A 16,753-nucleotide genomic window follows, 5' to 3' on the forward strand; every position below is an offset into this window, starting at 1 on the left:
CTAACCTCTAACCTCTAACCTCTAACCTCTAACCTCTAACCTCTAACCTCTAACCTCTAACCTCTAACCTCTAACCTCTAACCTCTAACCTCTAACCTCTAACCTCTAACCTCTAACCTCTCTAACCTCAAATCGCTTCTCTCTAACCTCTATTCAAAGGTCTTAGCCAGTTTGGGGTTGGTTAGGATGATGTAATCGCCCATTTTAGTGAATTTGCTCCAGTCGGGGTTATCAAAACTATCATCTGCATAGGTGGCTATATTAATGATACGCACTTTAGGCGCGTAATTTTTGAGTTGTGCAGCAGTGCCTAACTTTTCTTCGCTATGGAAACCACCATTCACTTGTAATACCTTATAATCTTTATGCGCTTTTAAAAACCGGGCAATGTTCCAGCCCATAGTAGCATCCCAAACATTTTGCGATTGGTAGATCTTAAAGTTACCCATAGCGCTGTGCCCGCCCATAATGCCCACAAACTTTTCGTAATAAGGGCCGGTGGCGGTATCAATAGGCAGTGGCGCTAACCAAGCCTTGGCTGCAGGGCTTAATTGATCCAGGCTGCTTAAACCGCTGCGGGTAACCATATTGGTGTAACGGGTAGGGGCGTTGGCCGCAATCACCGGGATGTGCGCTGCTTTAGCGGTTTCTATCATGGGTCGATAGTCTTTATAATTTTTCCAGGCGCGGCCTTCGCTAATCAGGTTTTTCTCGCGGATGTAGCCGGCCAGGTATTCATCTAATACGGTTTGGCAATCGGTTTGGAACATCTCTAACGACAAGCCCAGTTTGCCGGGGTACTTTTCTGCCAGTTTTTTTAGGATCACATTCTCCAGATAATGGCCGGTAGAATCGTTATGCTCTTCGCCAAAAAACAACACATCGGCTTTGTCCAGGTCGTTTATAATATCATCAATAGTAGCCAAACTGTTTTTAGCAGTATTATATATTTTATAATTTTGGGCCATAGGGGCCTGGCAAACAGCTAAAAAGGGTAATAATAAGGCAAGCAGCAGCGTTAAGAATTTCATAGGCACAACCGGATGTTAATAAGTTGATAAATATCGATTATCAAATTACTACATTAGTATTTGAAAAAACTAAAAAAAAACCTACATTTGCGCTCTTGTTTTTAAAAGGACGATAAGAATAATAGAATAAATATATCATGAAAAGAACGTTTCAGCCCTCACAAAGGAAAAGAAGAAATAAACACGGTTTCCGTGAGCGTATGTCAACTGCTAACGGCAGAAGGATATTGGCAGCAAGAAGAGCAAAAGGCAGAAAAAGATTAACTGTATCTGACGAGCGCAGCCACAAAGCATAATTCTGGTTGTTTACTCCTTGCAAAAGGGGCCGAACCGGTTGTGTAATCATTTTTCGGTTCAGCATCAACAACTATGTACACTTTTAAAAAAGAAGAACGGTTATGTAACAAAAGGCTTATCGACGGGCTTTTTCATAACGGTTCTTCTTTTTTATGTTATCCCTTTAAAGCCTCATGGATGCTTGCCGATGGCGGGCAGCAATTCCCTGCGCAGATAGTTTTTTCTGTATCCAAAAGGCGTTATAAGCGCGCGGTAGACCGTAACCTGGTTAAACGCCGCATGCGCGAAGCTTACCGCTTACATAAGCAAGCCCTGCTTTATGATGTACTGAATAACGCCGGTAAAAAAGTGGTGCTATCTATCAGCTATATCGGCAAAGAAATTTCCCCTCATGAATTTGTTGAAAAAAAAATGATCAGGCTTTTAACACAGCTTGCGGGGGAAGCTATTAAATGAAGCTTTTGTGGGATATTAACAAACGCATTATAGGCGGCTTTTTTTTATTGCTGATTAAAATATACAGGTATCTGATCTCGCCTATTTTACCTAATGCCTGCAGGTACACGCCAACTTGCTCTCAATATGGTATAGAAGCGATTAAAAAACACGGGCCGTTTAAAGGGGGCTGGCTTACGCTAAAACGTATTGCCCGCTGTAACCCCTGGGGGGGCCACGGGCACGATCCGGTACCTTGATTTGTAAGTCAAAATTCAAAAACCGTTCAACTGGTTATGGCTTCTGTTTTTGAATTTTTTAATTTTGACTTTTACTTTTGACTTAACATGATCTTACAGATAGAAACAGCAACAACATCATGCTCGGTAGCTTTGACTAAAGATGGGCAGGTATTAGCTTTTAAGGAGATAGACCAGCGCAACATACATGCCGAGGTGATTACTGTTTATATTGATGAGATTTTAGCCAGCAGACAAGTGAAATACGCCGATCTTGATGCGATTGCCGTTAGCTGCGGCCCGGGCTCGTACACCGGATTGCGGATAGGTGTATCAACTGCTAAAGGTATATGCTTTGCCCTTGATAAGCCGCTGATAGCTGTAGAAACCTTAGCCGCAATGGCCAAAGGTGTAGTAAATGATCATCCGGTTGATGCAGATACCCTTTTATGCCCCATGATTGACGCCCGCCGCATGGAGGTTTATACCGCCATATTTAACCAGGCAGGTAAAATAATAAAGCCTACCGCCGCCGAAATTATTGATGCAGATAGCTTTGGCGAGATCCTTTCAAAAAGTAAAGTGTTGTTTTTTGGCGATGGGGCCGGTAAATGCAAGAATATTTTAGGCCATAATTCAAATGCATTATTTTTGCCGGATTTTGTAAACTCTGCAAAGTATCTCACTGCAATAGCGGCTGATAAATACCATCGGCGGGAGTTTGTAGATGTGGCTTACTTTGAGCCGTATTATCTTAAAGATTTTATTGCCGGTAAAAAAGCAGGGGATTAACTGCCGTCGTCGCGGCCGGGGTGGAAAATATTATCCCAGATCCGTTTCAGGAAACCAGGCCTTTCGCCAAGAGGAATGCGGCTGCCATTTAAAGGATGCTCTATCAGCCTGCCGAATTTTAACGAAAACCCTAAAAAGAAATCGGCACCGCTATATGAGGCGCTTTTATTTATTGCAGCATTGCTTTTACCTGCCGAGCTAAACAGGTTAGCTGTTTGTATCAACCTGTCTGTACCCATATAAAACTCTACATTTGGCGCTTTCACCATAAACTGCAGGCCTGTAGTAAATATACCGTAATTGTTATAAGATGAGGTTAATGTACCTACCAGGTTATTGTATTGCACCGGGTTTACGATTGCTGCGGTATAACCCTCATAAAACAATTCCTTTTGCAGTACTATGGTAGGTGAGTATTTAATAGTCCTGTCATAATCAAACCAGTATGATCTGTTCGCACTTACTTCGGCCTTGCCATTTGTAGGGGTAACAAATGCCCCCTCGGTATCAGCAGAACGAATGATGCCGTAGGCAGCGGCATACAAATTATCCTCGCGCCGGTTTGTGTTCAGATCAAGAGCAGTACGGGTAGTATTAAAATTACTTGTTTTAGAGCGTTTATACCAGTGTATAAAACCAAGGTCCTTTACATTGGCCTGTATGGTAAAATTATCCCTGGTACGGTAAACGGTACCAATGCTGATAGATGCCCCCGGATTTCTTAACGTTGGTAAAAGGTCCCTTCCGCTAAATTCGCCTGGGGTAAAGCTGATGCGATACCTGCCCTGCAAGCTGATATTTGCCAGATCATTAAGCTTATCAAACTCAATGCGCGATTGGTCTATCTGCAGCTTTTGATACTGTATCCCCAATAAAGCACTTAGTTTAAAGCCTATAGCAAATTGTTTATTTACCTTTTCGCGGTAACTAAAACTTACCTGATGGTAGGTTTGTTCGGTGTATTGATTGTTGAGTATGTTATCGTAGACATCACCTGTAAATTTATCGAACCCGGTAAGTAATAGTAAAGTTTCGTCAGAGAAAAGGCCGCGTCCTTCTGCCCTGGTTTGGGTAGAGATCCCGATTTCCTGGTCACCATCCAGGCTGGTGTAAACCTTAAACATCAGGGAGTAAATATTGGCCTCGATATTTGCCCTGCTAAAGCGATTATTGCCAAGTACCAGGTTTGTGTTTAAATACTTGCCGGCAAATGCCCTGCTTTTTAGGGGTACCTGCCCGTTACCAGTAAGGTAAACATTGCTGTTGAAATTCGGTACAAAAAAGTTGAACGCCAGGTTGTAGCTGGTATCTGGTTTAAAGGTAGACTGGCCGGGGTTTTCAAACGAATCATACAGCGTACCTGTATTGTACTGAGAAAATTGCTGGCCAAAGGTTTCAACAGAAATAAAAAGGAAGCAAATGGCCAATAAAAAATACTTCATACACGTTCGCAATACCTTATCGTTTTTTATGAGTTGCTTGTAAATACACTTGCTAATATATAACCCTTTAACGTATTTACACATTTCGGGTTGTGTATAAATGCTTTTTTAATAAACTTTTTTACTAACAGTGGTATCTGCAGGGTTTTGCAATAAACAAAAATTAGTGTAGAAATTTTTATCAGTTGCCGCAAACTGATAAGATGCCCCGTAAAAATTCTTCCAGGATAAGGAATTATTTTTATACGCAAAATAAAAATCTTCTTTTAACCCGTTCTTTAATATTTGCTGTGCATTTTTAAAGTTGATAAAAAAGGCAACATTGCTGCGTTCGGCCAATAAATTATCAAACTTTACATAATCTTCGTTTTTGTTTAAAAACTTGCGGTTAAAGTAGGTATCGTTGTAGCTTTCCAGTTCTTTTGTGGTATTGGCTATAATCAAATAATTATCTACCACCCTGAAATAAGGCCTTTTAAAAGCATTAAAAGCATCGCCCAGTAAAAAAAACGGCAGTTTGTTATAGTTAAACTGTCCAACATCATCTGTTATCATAGTGCTGATATTAACCACAAGCGGCCTTAGCTTTGAGCCGTTTTTAACGTTGATAATAGCCATCCTTTCCTGAAAACGGGTAGTTACTACGGCAAATTCGTTACCCAGCAGCTGTGCAAATTCATGTGTGAGGTTAAGGCCGGTTTCGGTTTTAACTTTTTGAAACAGGGCGCTCTTTTCTTTTTGCAGGCCGGCTTTTACCTGGAAATCATCCAGATCTGCCGAGAATTTTAGCGGGTCTGAGGCGGAAAGGTTAAGGGCGTATGCGGTAGTAGAAGGATAAATATCTTTAAGCTGATTGCTTACCGGCTGCTGATTGGTAAATACGTTTAAATAAGTGCCGGCCTTTTCTTTTTCGATGTTGGTGTAGCCGCTAAACATCAGGGCATCATTCTTAAAATTAAGGTTTAGCGCAGCAAGGGCAGGCAACAGCCTTACAGGCTTAAAAATATCGGTATTACCATCTTTAAAAAGCTGACTAAACAGCGGCTGCAGGCGCTGATAATTAACGTATAGGTTTGCCAGCGAGTTGGAGTTTTGCTGATCGGGCAGCAGCAGGAACGCAGGTTTATCCCTGTTGAAGCTGTAATTAGCGTTCCGGGTGATCAAATCTTTAGAGAAACTGCCCGAAAAGATATTACCATCAATATTGATGATATAAAAACGTTTTTTTAAGGTGTTAAAGTAAATGTTGTATCCACGCTTTTCGCCTATTTTTAGCGGGGTGATAACCATGCCTGTTTTAGGCTGTTTGGCCAGCTTGTCAAATTCAGTCAGGTCGATATCTTTTGCTGCTGATGCAGTAAGCAATAATTCAACCTCGTTACTTTGCGATGGATGAACAGATACGAATACATTGCGCCCGGTAAAAAAGGTGGTTAGCGCAGCATTGTCAAATAATATTTTACGTACGGTGTCCAGGTCACTTACCTTTTGTTCGCCAATAAGGTTATTGATGAGGGTGTTGCCCTTATAAATATCGTAAAAGCTTTTTTCGTTGGTAAACTCAAAAACAATTGCCGCATCATCCGGAATGGTACGCATAATGTTGCCGGCATGTACGCCCGATGTATTTAAGTTGTTAAAATACTTAACGGTAATATATGCAGTTGCAGCAATTAAAATTAAAGTAATAATTATCAGTCGTTTCATTCCTGGTTTGCGCGTGCAATTTAGAAGTAATTATTTAGCGATGGAATTAATTAGTGACTGAATTAATTAGTGAATTGTTGATTTAATGATTGTACAAGAAAAATCGCAACGCGATTTTTCACCTTTCACCTTTCACCTTTCACCTTTCACCTTTCACCTTTCACCTTTCACCTTTCACCTTTCACCTTTCACCTTTCACCTTTCACCTTTCACCTTTCACCTTTCACCTTTCACCTCATTTGGTTAACTTAGCCTTTTATATCTGCATGAACAAACAAATCATCATAACAGCATCTATACTGGGTGCAATTGCCGTTATTGCCGGGGCTTTTGGCGCACATGCCTTAAAGGCATCTTTATCTGCTTATCAGCTGGAAGTTTGGCAAACCGCTGTGCAATATCAGTTTTACCATGTGTTTGCGCTGCTGTTCCTGTCTACATTTACCCGTTTTAAAAATAAAACCATAGCTATTACCTACTATCTGTTCACTTTGGGCATTGTGTTGTTTTCGGGCTCGCTTTATTTGCTGGCCTGCCGCGATCTTTTAAAGATGCCCGGTTTAGTTGCTTTAGGCCCAATAACCCCCATCGGCGGCTTATTGTTTATTATAGGATGGGGATTTTTAGCTATTGCAGCATTCCGTAACAAATAAAACTGATGTTAGAATTTGCCGACGGTTTACAGGCTACCCGCAAAACACTTTTTGTTGAAGTGATTTTGCCGCTGGCCATCAGTCGTAATTATACATACCGCGTACCTTTTGATTTAAATGATACGATAGCAATTGGCAAAAGGGTAGTAGTGCAGTTTGGCAAAAGCAAGCTTTATACTGCTGTTGTAGCCGATATAACGGAGCACGCACCCGAAAAGTACGAGGCCAAGTACCTGATAGATATTTTAGACGACCGCCCGGTAGTTACCCCGCGCCAGTTGCAGTTTTGGCATTGGCTGGCCGAATACTATATGTGTAACGAGGGTGAGGTGATGAATGCCGCCCTGCCATCGGCCTTAAAACTGGCCAGCGAAACCAAGGTAATGCTCAATAAAGATGTGGCGTATGATAAGGCATCCCTAAACGATAAGGAGTATTTAATTACCGAAGCGCTGGATATTCAGCCGGAACTGACCATTAGTGATATTGCCAAGCTGTTGGGGCAAAAAACGGTAATGCCTATTTTAAAAGCCCTGTTCGAAAAAAATATCGTTACGATATCTGAAGAAGTGAGCGAACGGTACAAACCACGTAAACGTACTTACCTTACTTTAAACCCTGCTTATCATAATCAGGATAATTTGCGCGAGTTATTTACCATCCTGGAAAAGCGCGCACCCAAACAGGCAGACGCCGTGCTGGCCTTTATCAAATTATCGCGCCAGCAAAAAGCTATAGCCAAAAATGAGCTGATAGAAGAAAGCGGCTCGGGCGAATCGAGCATCAAATCGCTGATAGAAAAAGAAGTTTTTATTGCGGAGGACAAAACGGTTAGCCGGCTTGGATATACCGAAGAGGAAGACCAGTTAAGTAATTTTATATTAAGCCCCGCCCAGGCAGATGCCCTTGCCCAGGCACAAGCGCAGTTTTTAGATAAGGATGTAGTGCTGCTGCATGGCGTAACCTCATCGGGTAAAACGCAGATCTACATTAAACTGATAGAAGAAATGATGGCTACCGGCAGGCAGGTGCTTTATCTGCTGCCCGAAATTGCTTTAACCACGCATATCATCGAACGCCTGCGTGTTTATTTTGGCGGTTCTATTGGTGTGTATCATTCGCGTTTTAATGATAACGAACGTGTGGAGGTTTGGCAAAAGGTGTTGAACAACGAATATAAGGTTGTGCTGGGCGCCCGCTCATCGGTGTTTTTGCCGTTTAGCGATCTGGGATTGATCATTGTGGATGAGGAGCACGAAACATCCTATAAACAGTATGACCCTGCACCACGTTACAACGCCCGCGATGCCGCTATTTATCTGGCTAATATGTATAAAGGAAAGGTGCTGCTGGGGTCGGCTACGCCATCGTTCGAAACCTATTACAACGCCCGGGTTAAAAAGTATGGCTTTGTTGAACTGATGGAGCGCTATGGCGGGGTGCAGCTGCCACTGATAGAGGTGGTGAGCATAACCGAAGAAACCAAGCGTAAAACGATGCAATCGCATTTTAGTAGTGTGCTGATGCAGGATATTCAATTGGCATTGGATAATAAAGAGCAGGTAATATTATTCCAAAACCGCAGGGGATATGCCCCGGTGCTGATGTGCCGGGTTTGTGCCTATACGCCAAAGTGTATCAACTGCGATGTTAGCCTTACCTATCATAAACATACCCACAAGCTGCATTGCCACTATTGCGGTTATAAAGAAGATACGCCGAGTATTTGCCCGGCCTGCGGCTCTACTCATTTGGAGTATAAAGGCTTTGGCACCGAGAAAGTGGAGGACGAGTTATCTGTACTGATGCCTAACGTACGCCTGGCACGTATGGATCTGGATACTACCCGCTCCCGTAATTCGCTGCAAACTATTTTAAATAATCTGGAAGAAAAAAAGATAGATGTACTGGTAGGTACCCAAATGGTTGCCAAAGGGCTGGATTTTGCTGATGTTACCGTTATCGGGATCATTAATGCGGATAGCCTGCTCAAATATCCCGACTATCGCGCTAACGAACGCAGCTACCAGATGCTGGCCCAGGTAAGCGGCAGGGCAGGGCGCCGGGATAAGCAAGGCAAAGTAGTTATACAAACTTACGACCCAAACCACCGGGTAATAAAACAGGTGATAGAGAACGATTACACCGACCTGTATTTTACAGAAATGGAAGAGCGCAAGAGCTTTAAATATCCGCCGTTCTATCGCATTATCAGTTTGGATATTAAACACAAAACTCCCGAAATATTATATAATCAGGCCGAATACCTGGCCAACGAATTGCGCAAACATTTCGGCGACCGTGTTATTGGCCCAGAAGCACCGTTGATCAACCGTATTCGTAACTACTACATCAAATCCATTATGCTGAAGTTTGAGCGGGATACCATATCTATTGTTAAAGCTAAAGCGATCATCAGGGAGGTGATCACCCAGTTCCAGACTACCAAACTCAGCAAAGGCAGCATCGTACAGCCTGATGTAGACCCTTACTAAACCTGACACGATTACGGGATTGGACACGATTATGGGATTATAGGATTAACAGGATTGGACACGATTATAGGATTTTAGGATTAACAGGATTTTTGATTTATGTATATTGATTTATGGAAATAAATGAACTGACGCATAAGGTGATTGGAAGTGCAATGGAAGTGCATAATACTATTGGTAATGGGTTTCAGGAGATAGTTTATCAACGTGCTTTGGCTGTAGAGATGGGTTTAAGGGGTATCATGTTTGAACAGGAAAAAGACATGTACATTCATTACAAAGGTGAGCAAGTTGGTTGCAGGCGTGTGGACTTTTTTATTGCAGATTGTTTAATGCTTGAAATTAAAGCTCTTGATAAAATAGAAGATGTACATAAAAATCAGGCTATAAACTATCTGGAAGTTTATAATATAGCGGATGGATTACTGATAAACTTTGGAAGCAATAGCCTTGAGTTTAAAAGGGTATATAATAAAAAAAAGGTTAAACCTAATAATTATCCATTGAATAAAATCAATCCCTCTTAAAATCAATTACTAATATTTAATAATCAGGAATATCAAATCCCTTATATCCTAAAATCCCTTAATCGTGTTAGCTTTGCAGGATAATGGCGTACAAGTTTATTGATAATTACCGTGAGCAGGGGGCAAGGAAACGACTGGTAGAAATACTGCGTAAAAAAGGTATCGAGGATGAAAAGGTTTTATCGGCCATTGGTAAAGTGCCCCGCCATTATTTTTTTGATGAAACTTTTTGGAACCAGGCGTATAAGGATATTGCTTTCCCGATAGGGGCCGGGCAAACCATTTCGCAGCCTTATACAGTGGCTTATCAAACCGAATTACTACATATTCAAAAAGGCGATAAAGTGCTGGAAATTGGCACGGGCTGCGGTTATCAAACTTGTGTATTATTAGAGGTAGGTGCCAAAGTTTTCACCATTGAACGCCAGGAAAAACTATACGAACGTACGATACAAGTTTTACCTTATATGGGCTATAAACCCAAATTCTTTTTAGGGGATGGATCTATAGGGATTGCAGAAGATGCCCCTTATGATAAAATAATTGTAACCGCAGGCGCGCCAACCGTTCCCGAAATATTATTAAAGCAATTAAAAATTGGTGGTATTGTAGTGATCCCTGTAGGTGACGAAAAATCGCAAAAGATGGTCACCGTACTTAAAACCGCCGAACATGATTACGAACGCCACGTGCTGGATACCTTTAGGTTTGTACCGTTGGTAGGCGATAGAGCGTGGTAAGCCCTCCCTAACCCCCTGAAGGGGGGATTTTTAAGAATGAAAAAAGGCGAGGATTAATCCCTTTCGCCTTTTTTTATTTTTTGCTTCCCCTTCAGGGGGGTGGAGGTCTTACCGTTTCATCGCCCTGTCCATTTCAACTTTTGTATCGCGTTCTTTTAGGGTTTCGCGTTTATCAAAGGTCTTTTTACCCTGGGCAAGGCCTATTTCTAACTTGGCAAAACCGCGGTCGCTGATAAAAAGGGCAAGAGGTACAATGGTCAGTCCTTTTTCTTCCCCGCGCGTTTGCAGCTTTTTAAGTTCTTTTTTATTAAGGAGCAGTATGCGGTCGCGTTTGGCTTCGTGGTTGTAGAAAGAACCCATCGAATACTCTGCTATGTGCAGGTTGCGTACATAAAGCTGGTTATCTATAAAGGTGCAAAAAGCATCGTTAACGTTGGCTTTTCCTTCGCGTATGGATTTTATTTCGGTACCCAGCAATTTGATACCTGCTGTGTATTTATCCAGTATATGATACTCAAAGTATGCCTTTTTATTCTTGATATATAAGTTCTGCTCCATTACCGTGCAAATATGCAATATTTATATAGCGTCTATAATCAAGACCGTTCAAAAAATGTCAGATTATTGGCAATTTCTATTTTGTCTTGATCCTAAATGTCTTTTCTCTTCTGTTGCGGTTTAACTACCAGTACGGGTACGTTAACCTTGTGCCTTACCGAATCAACAGTGGTGCCAAATATCAGATCCTTTAAAACTTTGTGCCCGTGCGACCCCATTACCACAAAATCTATATGGGTATCTTTTACTATTTGCGCTATGGCCGTTGCCGGGCTGCCGTAACCAATTTTTGCTTCGGCCTTATAACCTAATTTTACCAATGTATCTACATAAATATCCAGATTATCTACATCGCTTTGGGTTTCGCTATCCATCACCTGCTTGCCATAATAACGCGCGCCGGCAGTTTCTACCACATGTATCAGGTTATAATGTGCCGTTTTGCCGCCTTGCATTAAAGCATGACGAATTGTATCCTGATCGTTTTTGGAAAAATCTATAGTGATACCTATCTGCTTGTAGCTGATGGCTTCCAGGTTATCAAGCGCTGTGGCAATACCGTGCGGTACATGTATAGGCTGATTGACGTGTTTGTACAATATAGGCCTTAAAAACACATATACCAGCAACAGGCCAATACCCACCGCTATAGGTGATATAATATAATGCACCAAATTGGAAGAACCCGGACTTGCCGCCGCCCAGGTTTGTATCTCTTGTATTACCAGCCTTACATTCAAACCCACAATTAGGGTGGCAAATACCCACGCCAATACTTGTAAAGGCACGCTTGTGGCAAATTTGCCCATTCGTTTTTTATCAGATGTAAAGTGTATGAGCGGGACGATCGCAAAACCCAGTTGCAGGCTTAGTATTACCTGGCTTAATATTAATAATTTGCCCAAACCTTCTTCACCAAAATGCAGAATGGTAAAAAATGCCGGGATGATAGCCAGTAACCGTGTAAGCAAGCGGCGCAGCCATGGCGCTATACGCAGGTTTAAGTGGCCTTCCATGATGATTTGACCTGCAAGGGTACCTGTTACAGTAGAACTTTGGCCCGCGGCTATCAAAGCAATGGCAAACAGCGCAGGGGCAAGCTTGCCGAATATGTTAGTTAATAACTTATGCGCATCCTGTATCTCGGCAACCTCATGAAAACCACGACCGAAAAAGGCACTTGCTGCCAATATTAATATAGCCGCATTTACAAAAAATGCCAGGTTAAGCGCAATGGTGGTATCCCAAAAGTTATAGCGGATAGCACTTTTTATCCCTTGTTCGCTGCGATCTATCTTACGGGTTTGCACCAGCGACGAGTGCAGGTACAAGTTATGCGGCATTACGGTTGCCCCAATAATACCAATGGCTAAATATAGCGATGTGCTGTTTAGTTTGGTTGGGATAAAGCCTTTTGCAATATCTATAACATTGGGTTGCACAATAAACATTTGTGCCAAAAATGCCAGCCCTACTATAAATATTAAGGATATAATAAAGCCCTCCAGTTTGCGCATGCCTTTATTAAGCAGGAATAGTAACAGCAGGGTATCTAATAAAGTGATAGATACGCCCCATATTAATGGCAAGCCAAATAGTAAGTTTAAGCCTATGGCCATACCAATTATCTCGGCCAGGTCGCAGGCTATGATGGCTATTTGAGCCAGTATAAACAGGCAAAAGTTTACAAATGGCGGGTAAGTGTGTTTTGATGCCTGCGCAAGGTCCAGCCCGCGCACAATGCCCAGGCGCACGGCCAGGTTTTGCAACAGCAGGGCTATCAGGTTGGATAACAGCAGTACCCAGATCAGTTTATACCCAAACTGGCTGCCTGCTGCCAGGTCGGTTGCCCAGTTGCCGGGGTCCATGTAACCCACGCTTACCAGATAGGCGGGGCCTAAAAAAGAAAGGATTTTGCGCCAGCCGGTTTTCCCTTCGGTGGTTACGGTATTGTGTACGTTGCCTAACGAGTGGCTGTCGTGCTGTGGTGTGGTCATAAGGCTATTAACAGGTTATTGGCCACTTCGCGGCTTATTTGCAGATCTTTGTTTTCCATTTGTAGTACCACGGTGTTATCGTAGCTTATAATCTCTTTGACAGTTATTTTTTTGCCAATGGTTAGGCATTGTTTTTCCAGATATTGTAAAAATGCGGTAGAGTGATCTCTAACTCCGGATATTACTCCGCTGGTATTAACATCCACTGCCGAAATTGGTTTAAGATCATTCTTTTTAAAATTGCCATTGCTGTCTGGTATGAGGTCGCCATGCGGGTCGCGGGTTGGGAAACCCATAAATTCGTCCAAACGGTCAATCAGTTCGGTAGAAGATATATGTTCCATTTCTTCGGCCATGTCGTGCACTTCATCCCATTTAAAATGCAGCTTCTCTACCAAAAAGTACTCCCACAGGCGGTGCCTGCGGATGATGTTAATGGCCACCTTTTCGCCGGATTGGGTTAAACTTACGCCCTGGTAACGGGTATAATTGATCAATAGCTTTTCGGCAAGCTTCCTTAACATATCGGTTACCGACGATGCTTTGGTAGCCAGTTCGGCAGCAATTTGGTTGGTGCTCACATTTTCTGCCAACATAGATAGCTTGTAGATGGCCTTTAAATAGTTTTCTTCGGCTAATGTGTACATTTAAGCAAATCTAATTAATTTTTTAGACTCGTCTAAAAATACAATTTATTTTGTAATATGTTTTGTTAAAATAGTTTTCAAAAAAATTATATTTTGTGCGGTGAAGAATACTTTATATTTGCACGTACCATGGCTCAAGAATTAGATAAAATAGACCTACAGATACTTAAGATTTTACAGGAGAACGGCCGCATTACCAATTTGCAGCTATCCAACGAAATTGGCTTATCGCCGGCGCCAACTCTGGAGCGGGTGCGTAAGCTGGAAAATGCACAATTTATTAAAAGCTACCATGCCCTGGTAGATGAAGAAAAACTGGGCCTGGGTATTAAAACCTTTATACAGATCTCGCTGGATTTTCATCAGAAGAATACCATCCAAACGTTTTTAGATGAGATCCAATCTATAAAAGAAGTTACCGAGTGCCACCATGTAACCGGCCAGTGCGACTTTTTATTGAAAGTTTACGTACGCGACATTAAATCGTATGAGCAACTGATCATGGAGAAGATAAGCCGCATCACTGTAGTTAAAACTTTTCAGACTATGATGATTATGAGCACCAGTAAGAAAGAGCCGATAGTGCCGCTGGAGTATTAATTAGGCAGGCAATATTTTAAAAGCCGGGAATCCAGTAGAAATATCTATTTGATCCCTGGCTTTTTTATGTCGCCTGTTTTTATTCTTTTGAGATCAGGTGTAACCGATAGGTTTTTATAACGTCTAAGCTTTACGATGAAATTTAAAAACCTGCCTTGGATACCATTTGCCTTTTTTGCTATTGCTGTTGGCCTTTATCCTTTACTCTATCTTTTGATAGATATGCAGTCTAACGGTTTATTGCATTCTAAACCAAAGGCTGTTTTGAATAATAGCATCTGGAGCACCGCGTTTTATATTCATATTGCTTTTGGCGGTTTAGCCCTTTTAATTGGCTGGACCCAGTTTAGTGCCCGATTGCGCCAACGCTATTTAAATTCACACCGGCTTGTAGGTAAAATATATGTTATCGCAGTGGCTTTAAGTAGTATAGCCGGTTTATACATTGCATTTTTTGCTACAGGCGGTATTGTTTGTGTATTAGGCTTTGGTTTGCTGGCTATTATTTGGCTCATCAGTAATATAATGGGATACCTTACCATCAGGCGTGGGCATGTGCCGCTTCATCAAAAATGGATGATTTTCAATTACGCGCTTACGTTTGCAGCTGTTACGCTGCGTGTATGGCTATCGCTACTAATTATCTTTGTTTTTCATGATTTTGTGCCTGCCTATCGTGTTGTATCCTGGTTATGCTGGGTTCCTAATTTAATTATTGCCCTTATTATCATAACCAAAAGAAATAATGCGGCCAGCCCCCTAACCCTGTGAAGGGGAAACAGTATTTATAAAGCTCCCCTTCATGGGCTGGGGGCTCAGATCTGCCAATCGATCTCTTCTTTTCCTTCCTTCTTTAAAAATTCATTTGTTTTAGAGAATGGTTTAGAGCCGAAAAACCCGCCGTGGCTTACTGCCAGGGGCGATGGATGGGTTGATTTAATAACAAGATGATTATTGCTTGGGTTGATGAGCACAGCTTTGGATTGTGCATAGGCCCCCCAAAGGATAAATACAATACCCTTTTTTTCATCCGACAAAGTTTTGATGGCTGCATCGGTAAATTTTTCCCAACCCTTTTTTTGGTGGGAGCCTGCCGTGGCCGCCCTAACGGTTAGGGTGGCATTTAATAATAATACGCCTTGCCCGGCCCATTTGGTCAGGTCGCCGGTTTGGGGGATGGTAAAGCCGGGGATATCTGTAGCTAATTCCTTATAAATATTTTTTAATGAGGGGGGTACTGCCACACCTTTTTGTACTGAAAAGGATAAGCCGTGTGCCTGGTTGGGGCCGTGGTAAGGGTCTTGACCAAGAATTACTACCTTAACATCATCAAACGGTGTAATGTTAAAGGCGTTAAAAATATCTGCATTACGCGGATAGATGGTATAGCCGGCTTCCTTTTCGGTTTTAAGGAAACCTTTAAGCTGCTGCATATAAGGTTTTTCAAATTCTGCGCTTAAATGTTGCTTCCACGATGGTTCTAATTCTCCTGCCATAAATATTAAATACTGATGTTTATTTAGCTTACAAATAACGATATTTGCACACTGTTTTTATACTAATACAAATTATGTCGAATATAGTTAGGTTAATTATTGCTTGTGTTATTATGGGTGCGGGTGTTACGCTATGTGCCTTTGGTTTTTGGGGCTGGGGGATAACCGTATTTTTATTGGGTGGCATTACCTTGCTAACCTTCTTTTTTAACGAGAACATGCTGCTGGCACAGTTTTACCTGCGCAAAGAAAATTCAGCTAAGGCCGAAGCCGTACTTGCAAAAATTACAGATTACGAAAAACAACTTTACAAAAGCCAGCATGGTTACTACAACCTGCTGATAGGTTTAATAGAATCGCGTGCGGCGCCGTTAAAATCAGAAAAGTACTTTAAAAAGTCTCTTCAGTTGGGAATGAGCATGTCGCACAATACGGCGTTGGCTAAATTGAGCCTGGCAGGTATCTCTATGGCCAAACGCAATAAGCGCGAAGCCGAGATGTATTTAAAAGAAGCAGCTAAAGACGACAAGAACAAATTACTTGCCGACCAGATCAAAATGATGAAAGGCCAGATGGCCCAGATGGATAAGCAGCAGGTGCAACGCGGAGGTTTCCGCCAGAAATTCTAAGAAGCGGTAAAACGCCCTTTATTTTTCGTCGAGGTTGCTGAAATAATCCGGCTCTGATGAGTGGCTTTGCGATGGTGCTATGTGCCTGTCTACAATCGGGGCCTCGCTGTAATAGCTGTTGGCTTCGTATTTATCGGCTTTAACGGGCTTTGATACCTCTACAATTTTTAGCAAACTGCGGATAAATGACAGGTCGAAATTACTCCTGTTTAATTTTATCAGGTATTCGTTATCGGTTATTTCCAGAATAGAATTTGTCATGGTATTCATTTATAGTGTGTTCGGTATAAAAATCAACAATTACTATTAAATGAAAGTTTTATTCTCTTTACCTTTTTGTTAAGAAATATGTATTAGGGGTTAAATAAAAGGTTGATAGTTGATGGTTCATAGATCATAGAAAACTCCGTCATTGCAATCACGTGTTAGGATAAAACAAAAAGGGGCGCTAAATGCGTCCCTTTTTGT

19 protein-coding genes are annotated in these 16,753 nt (G+C 41.8%); 11 read left to right on the forward strand and 8 right to left on the reverse strand.

The genetic code is table 11. From position 1 onward, the window contains the following. Positions 1–149: 149 nt before the first annotated feature. Positions 150–1,031 (reverse strand): ChaN family lipoprotein, encoded by an 882-nt coding sequence (locus E2R65_RS17120; protein WP_134337720.1) that lies wholly within the window; start codon positions 1,029–1,031, stop codon positions 150–152. Between the two features lie 137 nt (positions 1,032–1,168). Between E2R65_RS17120 and rpmH the strand changes: the two genes are divergently transcribed. The 4 genes from rpmH to tsaB all read left to right on the forward strand — a co-directional run bounded on the left by rpmH (position 1,169) and on the right by tsaB (position 2,794). Then, positions 1,169–1,327 (forward strand): 50S ribosomal protein L34, encoded by a 159-nt coding sequence (rpmH, locus tag E2R65_RS17125; RefSeq protein WP_082800363.1) that lies wholly within the window; start codon positions 1,169–1,171, stop codon positions 1,325–1,327. Positions 1,328–1,400: 73 nt separating this feature from the next. Then, positions 1,401–1,784 (forward strand): ribonuclease P protein component, encoded by a 384-nt coding sequence (locus tag E2R65_RS17130; protein WP_134337721.1) that lies wholly within the window; start codon positions 1,401–1,403, stop codon positions 1,782–1,784. Continuing rightward, positions 1,781–2,023, forward strand: a complete 243-nt coding sequence (yidD, locus tag E2R65_RS17135; protein WP_134337722.1) for a membrane protein insertion efficiency factor YidD — start codon at positions 1,781–1,783, stop codon at positions 2,021–2,023. Before E2R65_RS17130 ends, yidD begins: the two co-directional genes overlap by 4 nt. Positions 2,024–2,110: 87 nt before the next feature. After that, positions 2,111–2,794 carry a tRNA (adenosine(37)-N6)-threonylcarbamoyltransferase complex dimerization subunit type 1 TsaB gene (gene tsaB, locus E2R65_RS17140; protein ID WP_134337723.1) on the forward strand — a complete coding sequence of 228 codons (684 nt, stop codon included), beginning with the start codon at positions 2,111–2,113 and terminating at the stop codon, positions 2,792–2,794. Here tsaB and E2R65_RS17145 read toward each other — a convergent pair. Continuing rightward, positions 2,791–4,236: a DUF5723 family protein gene (locus E2R65_RS17145; RefSeq protein WP_134337724.1), complete on the reverse strand. Its 1,446-nt coding sequence runs from the start codon at positions 4,234–4,236 to the stop codon at positions 2,791–2,793. The genes tsaB and E2R65_RS17145 overlap by 4 nt on opposite strands. A 108-nt stretch (positions 4,237–4,344) precedes the next feature. After that, the gene (locus tag E2R65_RS17150) at positions 4,345–5,943 is read right to left on the reverse strand and encodes a hypothetical protein (RefSeq protein WP_134337725.1); all 1,599 of its coding nucleotides are present in this window, start codon (positions 5,941–5,943) and stop codon (positions 4,345–4,347) included. A 266-nt stretch (positions 5,944–6,209) separates the two neighbouring features. Between E2R65_RS17150 and E2R65_RS17155 the strand changes: the two genes are divergently transcribed. The 4 genes from E2R65_RS17155 (at position 6,210) to E2R65_RS17170 (ending at position 10,358) form a co-directional block, all read left to right on the forward strand. Then, the gene (locus E2R65_RS17155; protein WP_134337960.1) at positions 6,210–6,596 is read left to right on the forward strand and encodes a DUF423 domain-containing protein; all 387 of its coding nucleotides are present in this window, start codon (positions 6,210–6,212) and stop codon (positions 6,594–6,596) included. A 5-nt stretch (positions 6,597–6,601) separates the two neighbouring features. Further along, entirely contained in the window at positions 6,602–9,091 is a 2,490-nt protein-coding gene (priA, locus tag E2R65_RS17160) for a replication restart helicase PriA (RefSeq protein WP_134337726.1), read from the forward strand. A gap of 113 nt (positions 9,092–9,204) precedes the next feature. Next, positions 9,205–9,618, forward strand: a complete 414-nt coding sequence (locus tag E2R65_RS17165; protein ID WP_134337727.1) for a GxxExxY protein — start codon at positions 9,205–9,207, stop codon at positions 9,616–9,618. Positions 9,619–9,701: 83 nt separating this feature from the next. Next, positions 9,702–10,358: a protein-L-isoaspartate(D-aspartate) O-methyltransferase gene (locus tag E2R65_RS17170; protein WP_134337728.1), complete on the forward strand. Its 657-nt coding sequence runs from the start codon at positions 9,702–9,704 to the stop codon at positions 10,356–10,358. A 108-nt stretch (positions 10,359–10,466) separates the two neighbouring features. Here E2R65_RS17170 and smpB read toward each other — a convergent pair whose 3' ends face one another. The 3 genes from smpB to E2R65_RS17185 form a co-directional block, all read right to left on the reverse strand. After that, positions 10,467–10,916, reverse strand: a complete 450-nt coding sequence (smpB, locus tag E2R65_RS17175) for an SsrA-binding protein SmpB (protein ID WP_134337729.1) — start codon at positions 10,914–10,916, stop codon at positions 10,467–10,469. Positions 10,917–11,008: 92 nt separating this feature from the next. Further along, entirely contained in the window at positions 11,009–12,913 is a 1,905-nt protein-coding gene (locus tag E2R65_RS17180) for an Nramp family divalent metal transporter (RefSeq protein WP_134337730.1), read from the reverse strand. Further along, positions 12,910–13,560 carry a metal-dependent transcriptional regulator gene (locus E2R65_RS17185; protein ID WP_134337731.1) on the reverse strand — a complete coding sequence of 217 codons (651 nt, stop codon included), beginning with the start codon at positions 13,558–13,560 and terminating at the stop codon, positions 12,910–12,912. The genes E2R65_RS17180 and E2R65_RS17185 overlap by 4 nt, the downstream gene beginning before the upstream one ends. A 129-nt stretch (positions 13,561–13,689) precedes the next feature. Between E2R65_RS17185 and E2R65_RS17190 the strand changes: the two genes are divergently transcribed. Next, positions 13,690–14,160 carry an Lrp/AsnC family transcriptional regulator gene (locus E2R65_RS17190; RefSeq protein ID WP_121247950.1) on the forward strand — a complete coding sequence of 157 codons (471 nt, stop codon included), beginning with the start codon at positions 13,690–13,692 and terminating at the stop codon, positions 14,158–14,160. 135 nt (positions 14,161–14,295) lie between these two features. Further along, complete coding sequence (locus tag E2R65_RS17195; RefSeq protein ID WP_134337732.1) at positions 14,296–14,931, forward strand: DUF2306 domain-containing protein; 636 nt, start codon at positions 14,296–14,298, stop codon at positions 14,929–14,931. A 44-nt stretch (positions 14,932–14,975) separates the two neighbouring features. On the opposite strand, the gene ung is transcribed toward E2R65_RS17195, so the two are convergent. Continuing rightward, the gene (gene ung, locus E2R65_RS17200; RefSeq protein ID WP_134337733.1) at positions 14,976–15,656 is read right to left on the reverse strand and encodes a uracil-DNA glycosylase; all 681 of its coding nucleotides are present in this window, start codon (positions 15,654–15,656) and stop codon (positions 14,976–14,978) included. Positions 15,657–15,730: 74 nt separating this feature from the next. Between ung and E2R65_RS17205 the strand changes: the two genes are divergently transcribed. Continuing rightward, entirely contained in the window at positions 15,731–16,285 is a 555-nt protein-coding gene (locus E2R65_RS17205) for a DUF2892 domain-containing protein (RefSeq protein ID WP_134337734.1), read from the forward strand. An 18-nt stretch (positions 16,286–16,303) separates the two neighbouring features. On the opposite strand, the gene E2R65_RS17210 is transcribed toward E2R65_RS17205, so the two are convergent. Beyond that, positions 16,304–16,546 carry a hypothetical protein gene (locus E2R65_RS17210; protein WP_134337735.1) on the reverse strand — a complete coding sequence of 81 codons (243 nt, stop codon included), beginning with the start codon at positions 16,544–16,546 and terminating at the stop codon, positions 16,304–16,306. Positions 16,547–16,753: the final 207 nt, after the last annotated feature.

This window comes from Mucilaginibacter phyllosphaerae (assembly GCF_004378255.1).
GTDB lineage: Bacteria > Bacteroidota > Bacteroidia > Sphingobacteriales > Sphingobacteriaceae > Mucilaginibacter > Mucilaginibacter phyllosphaerae.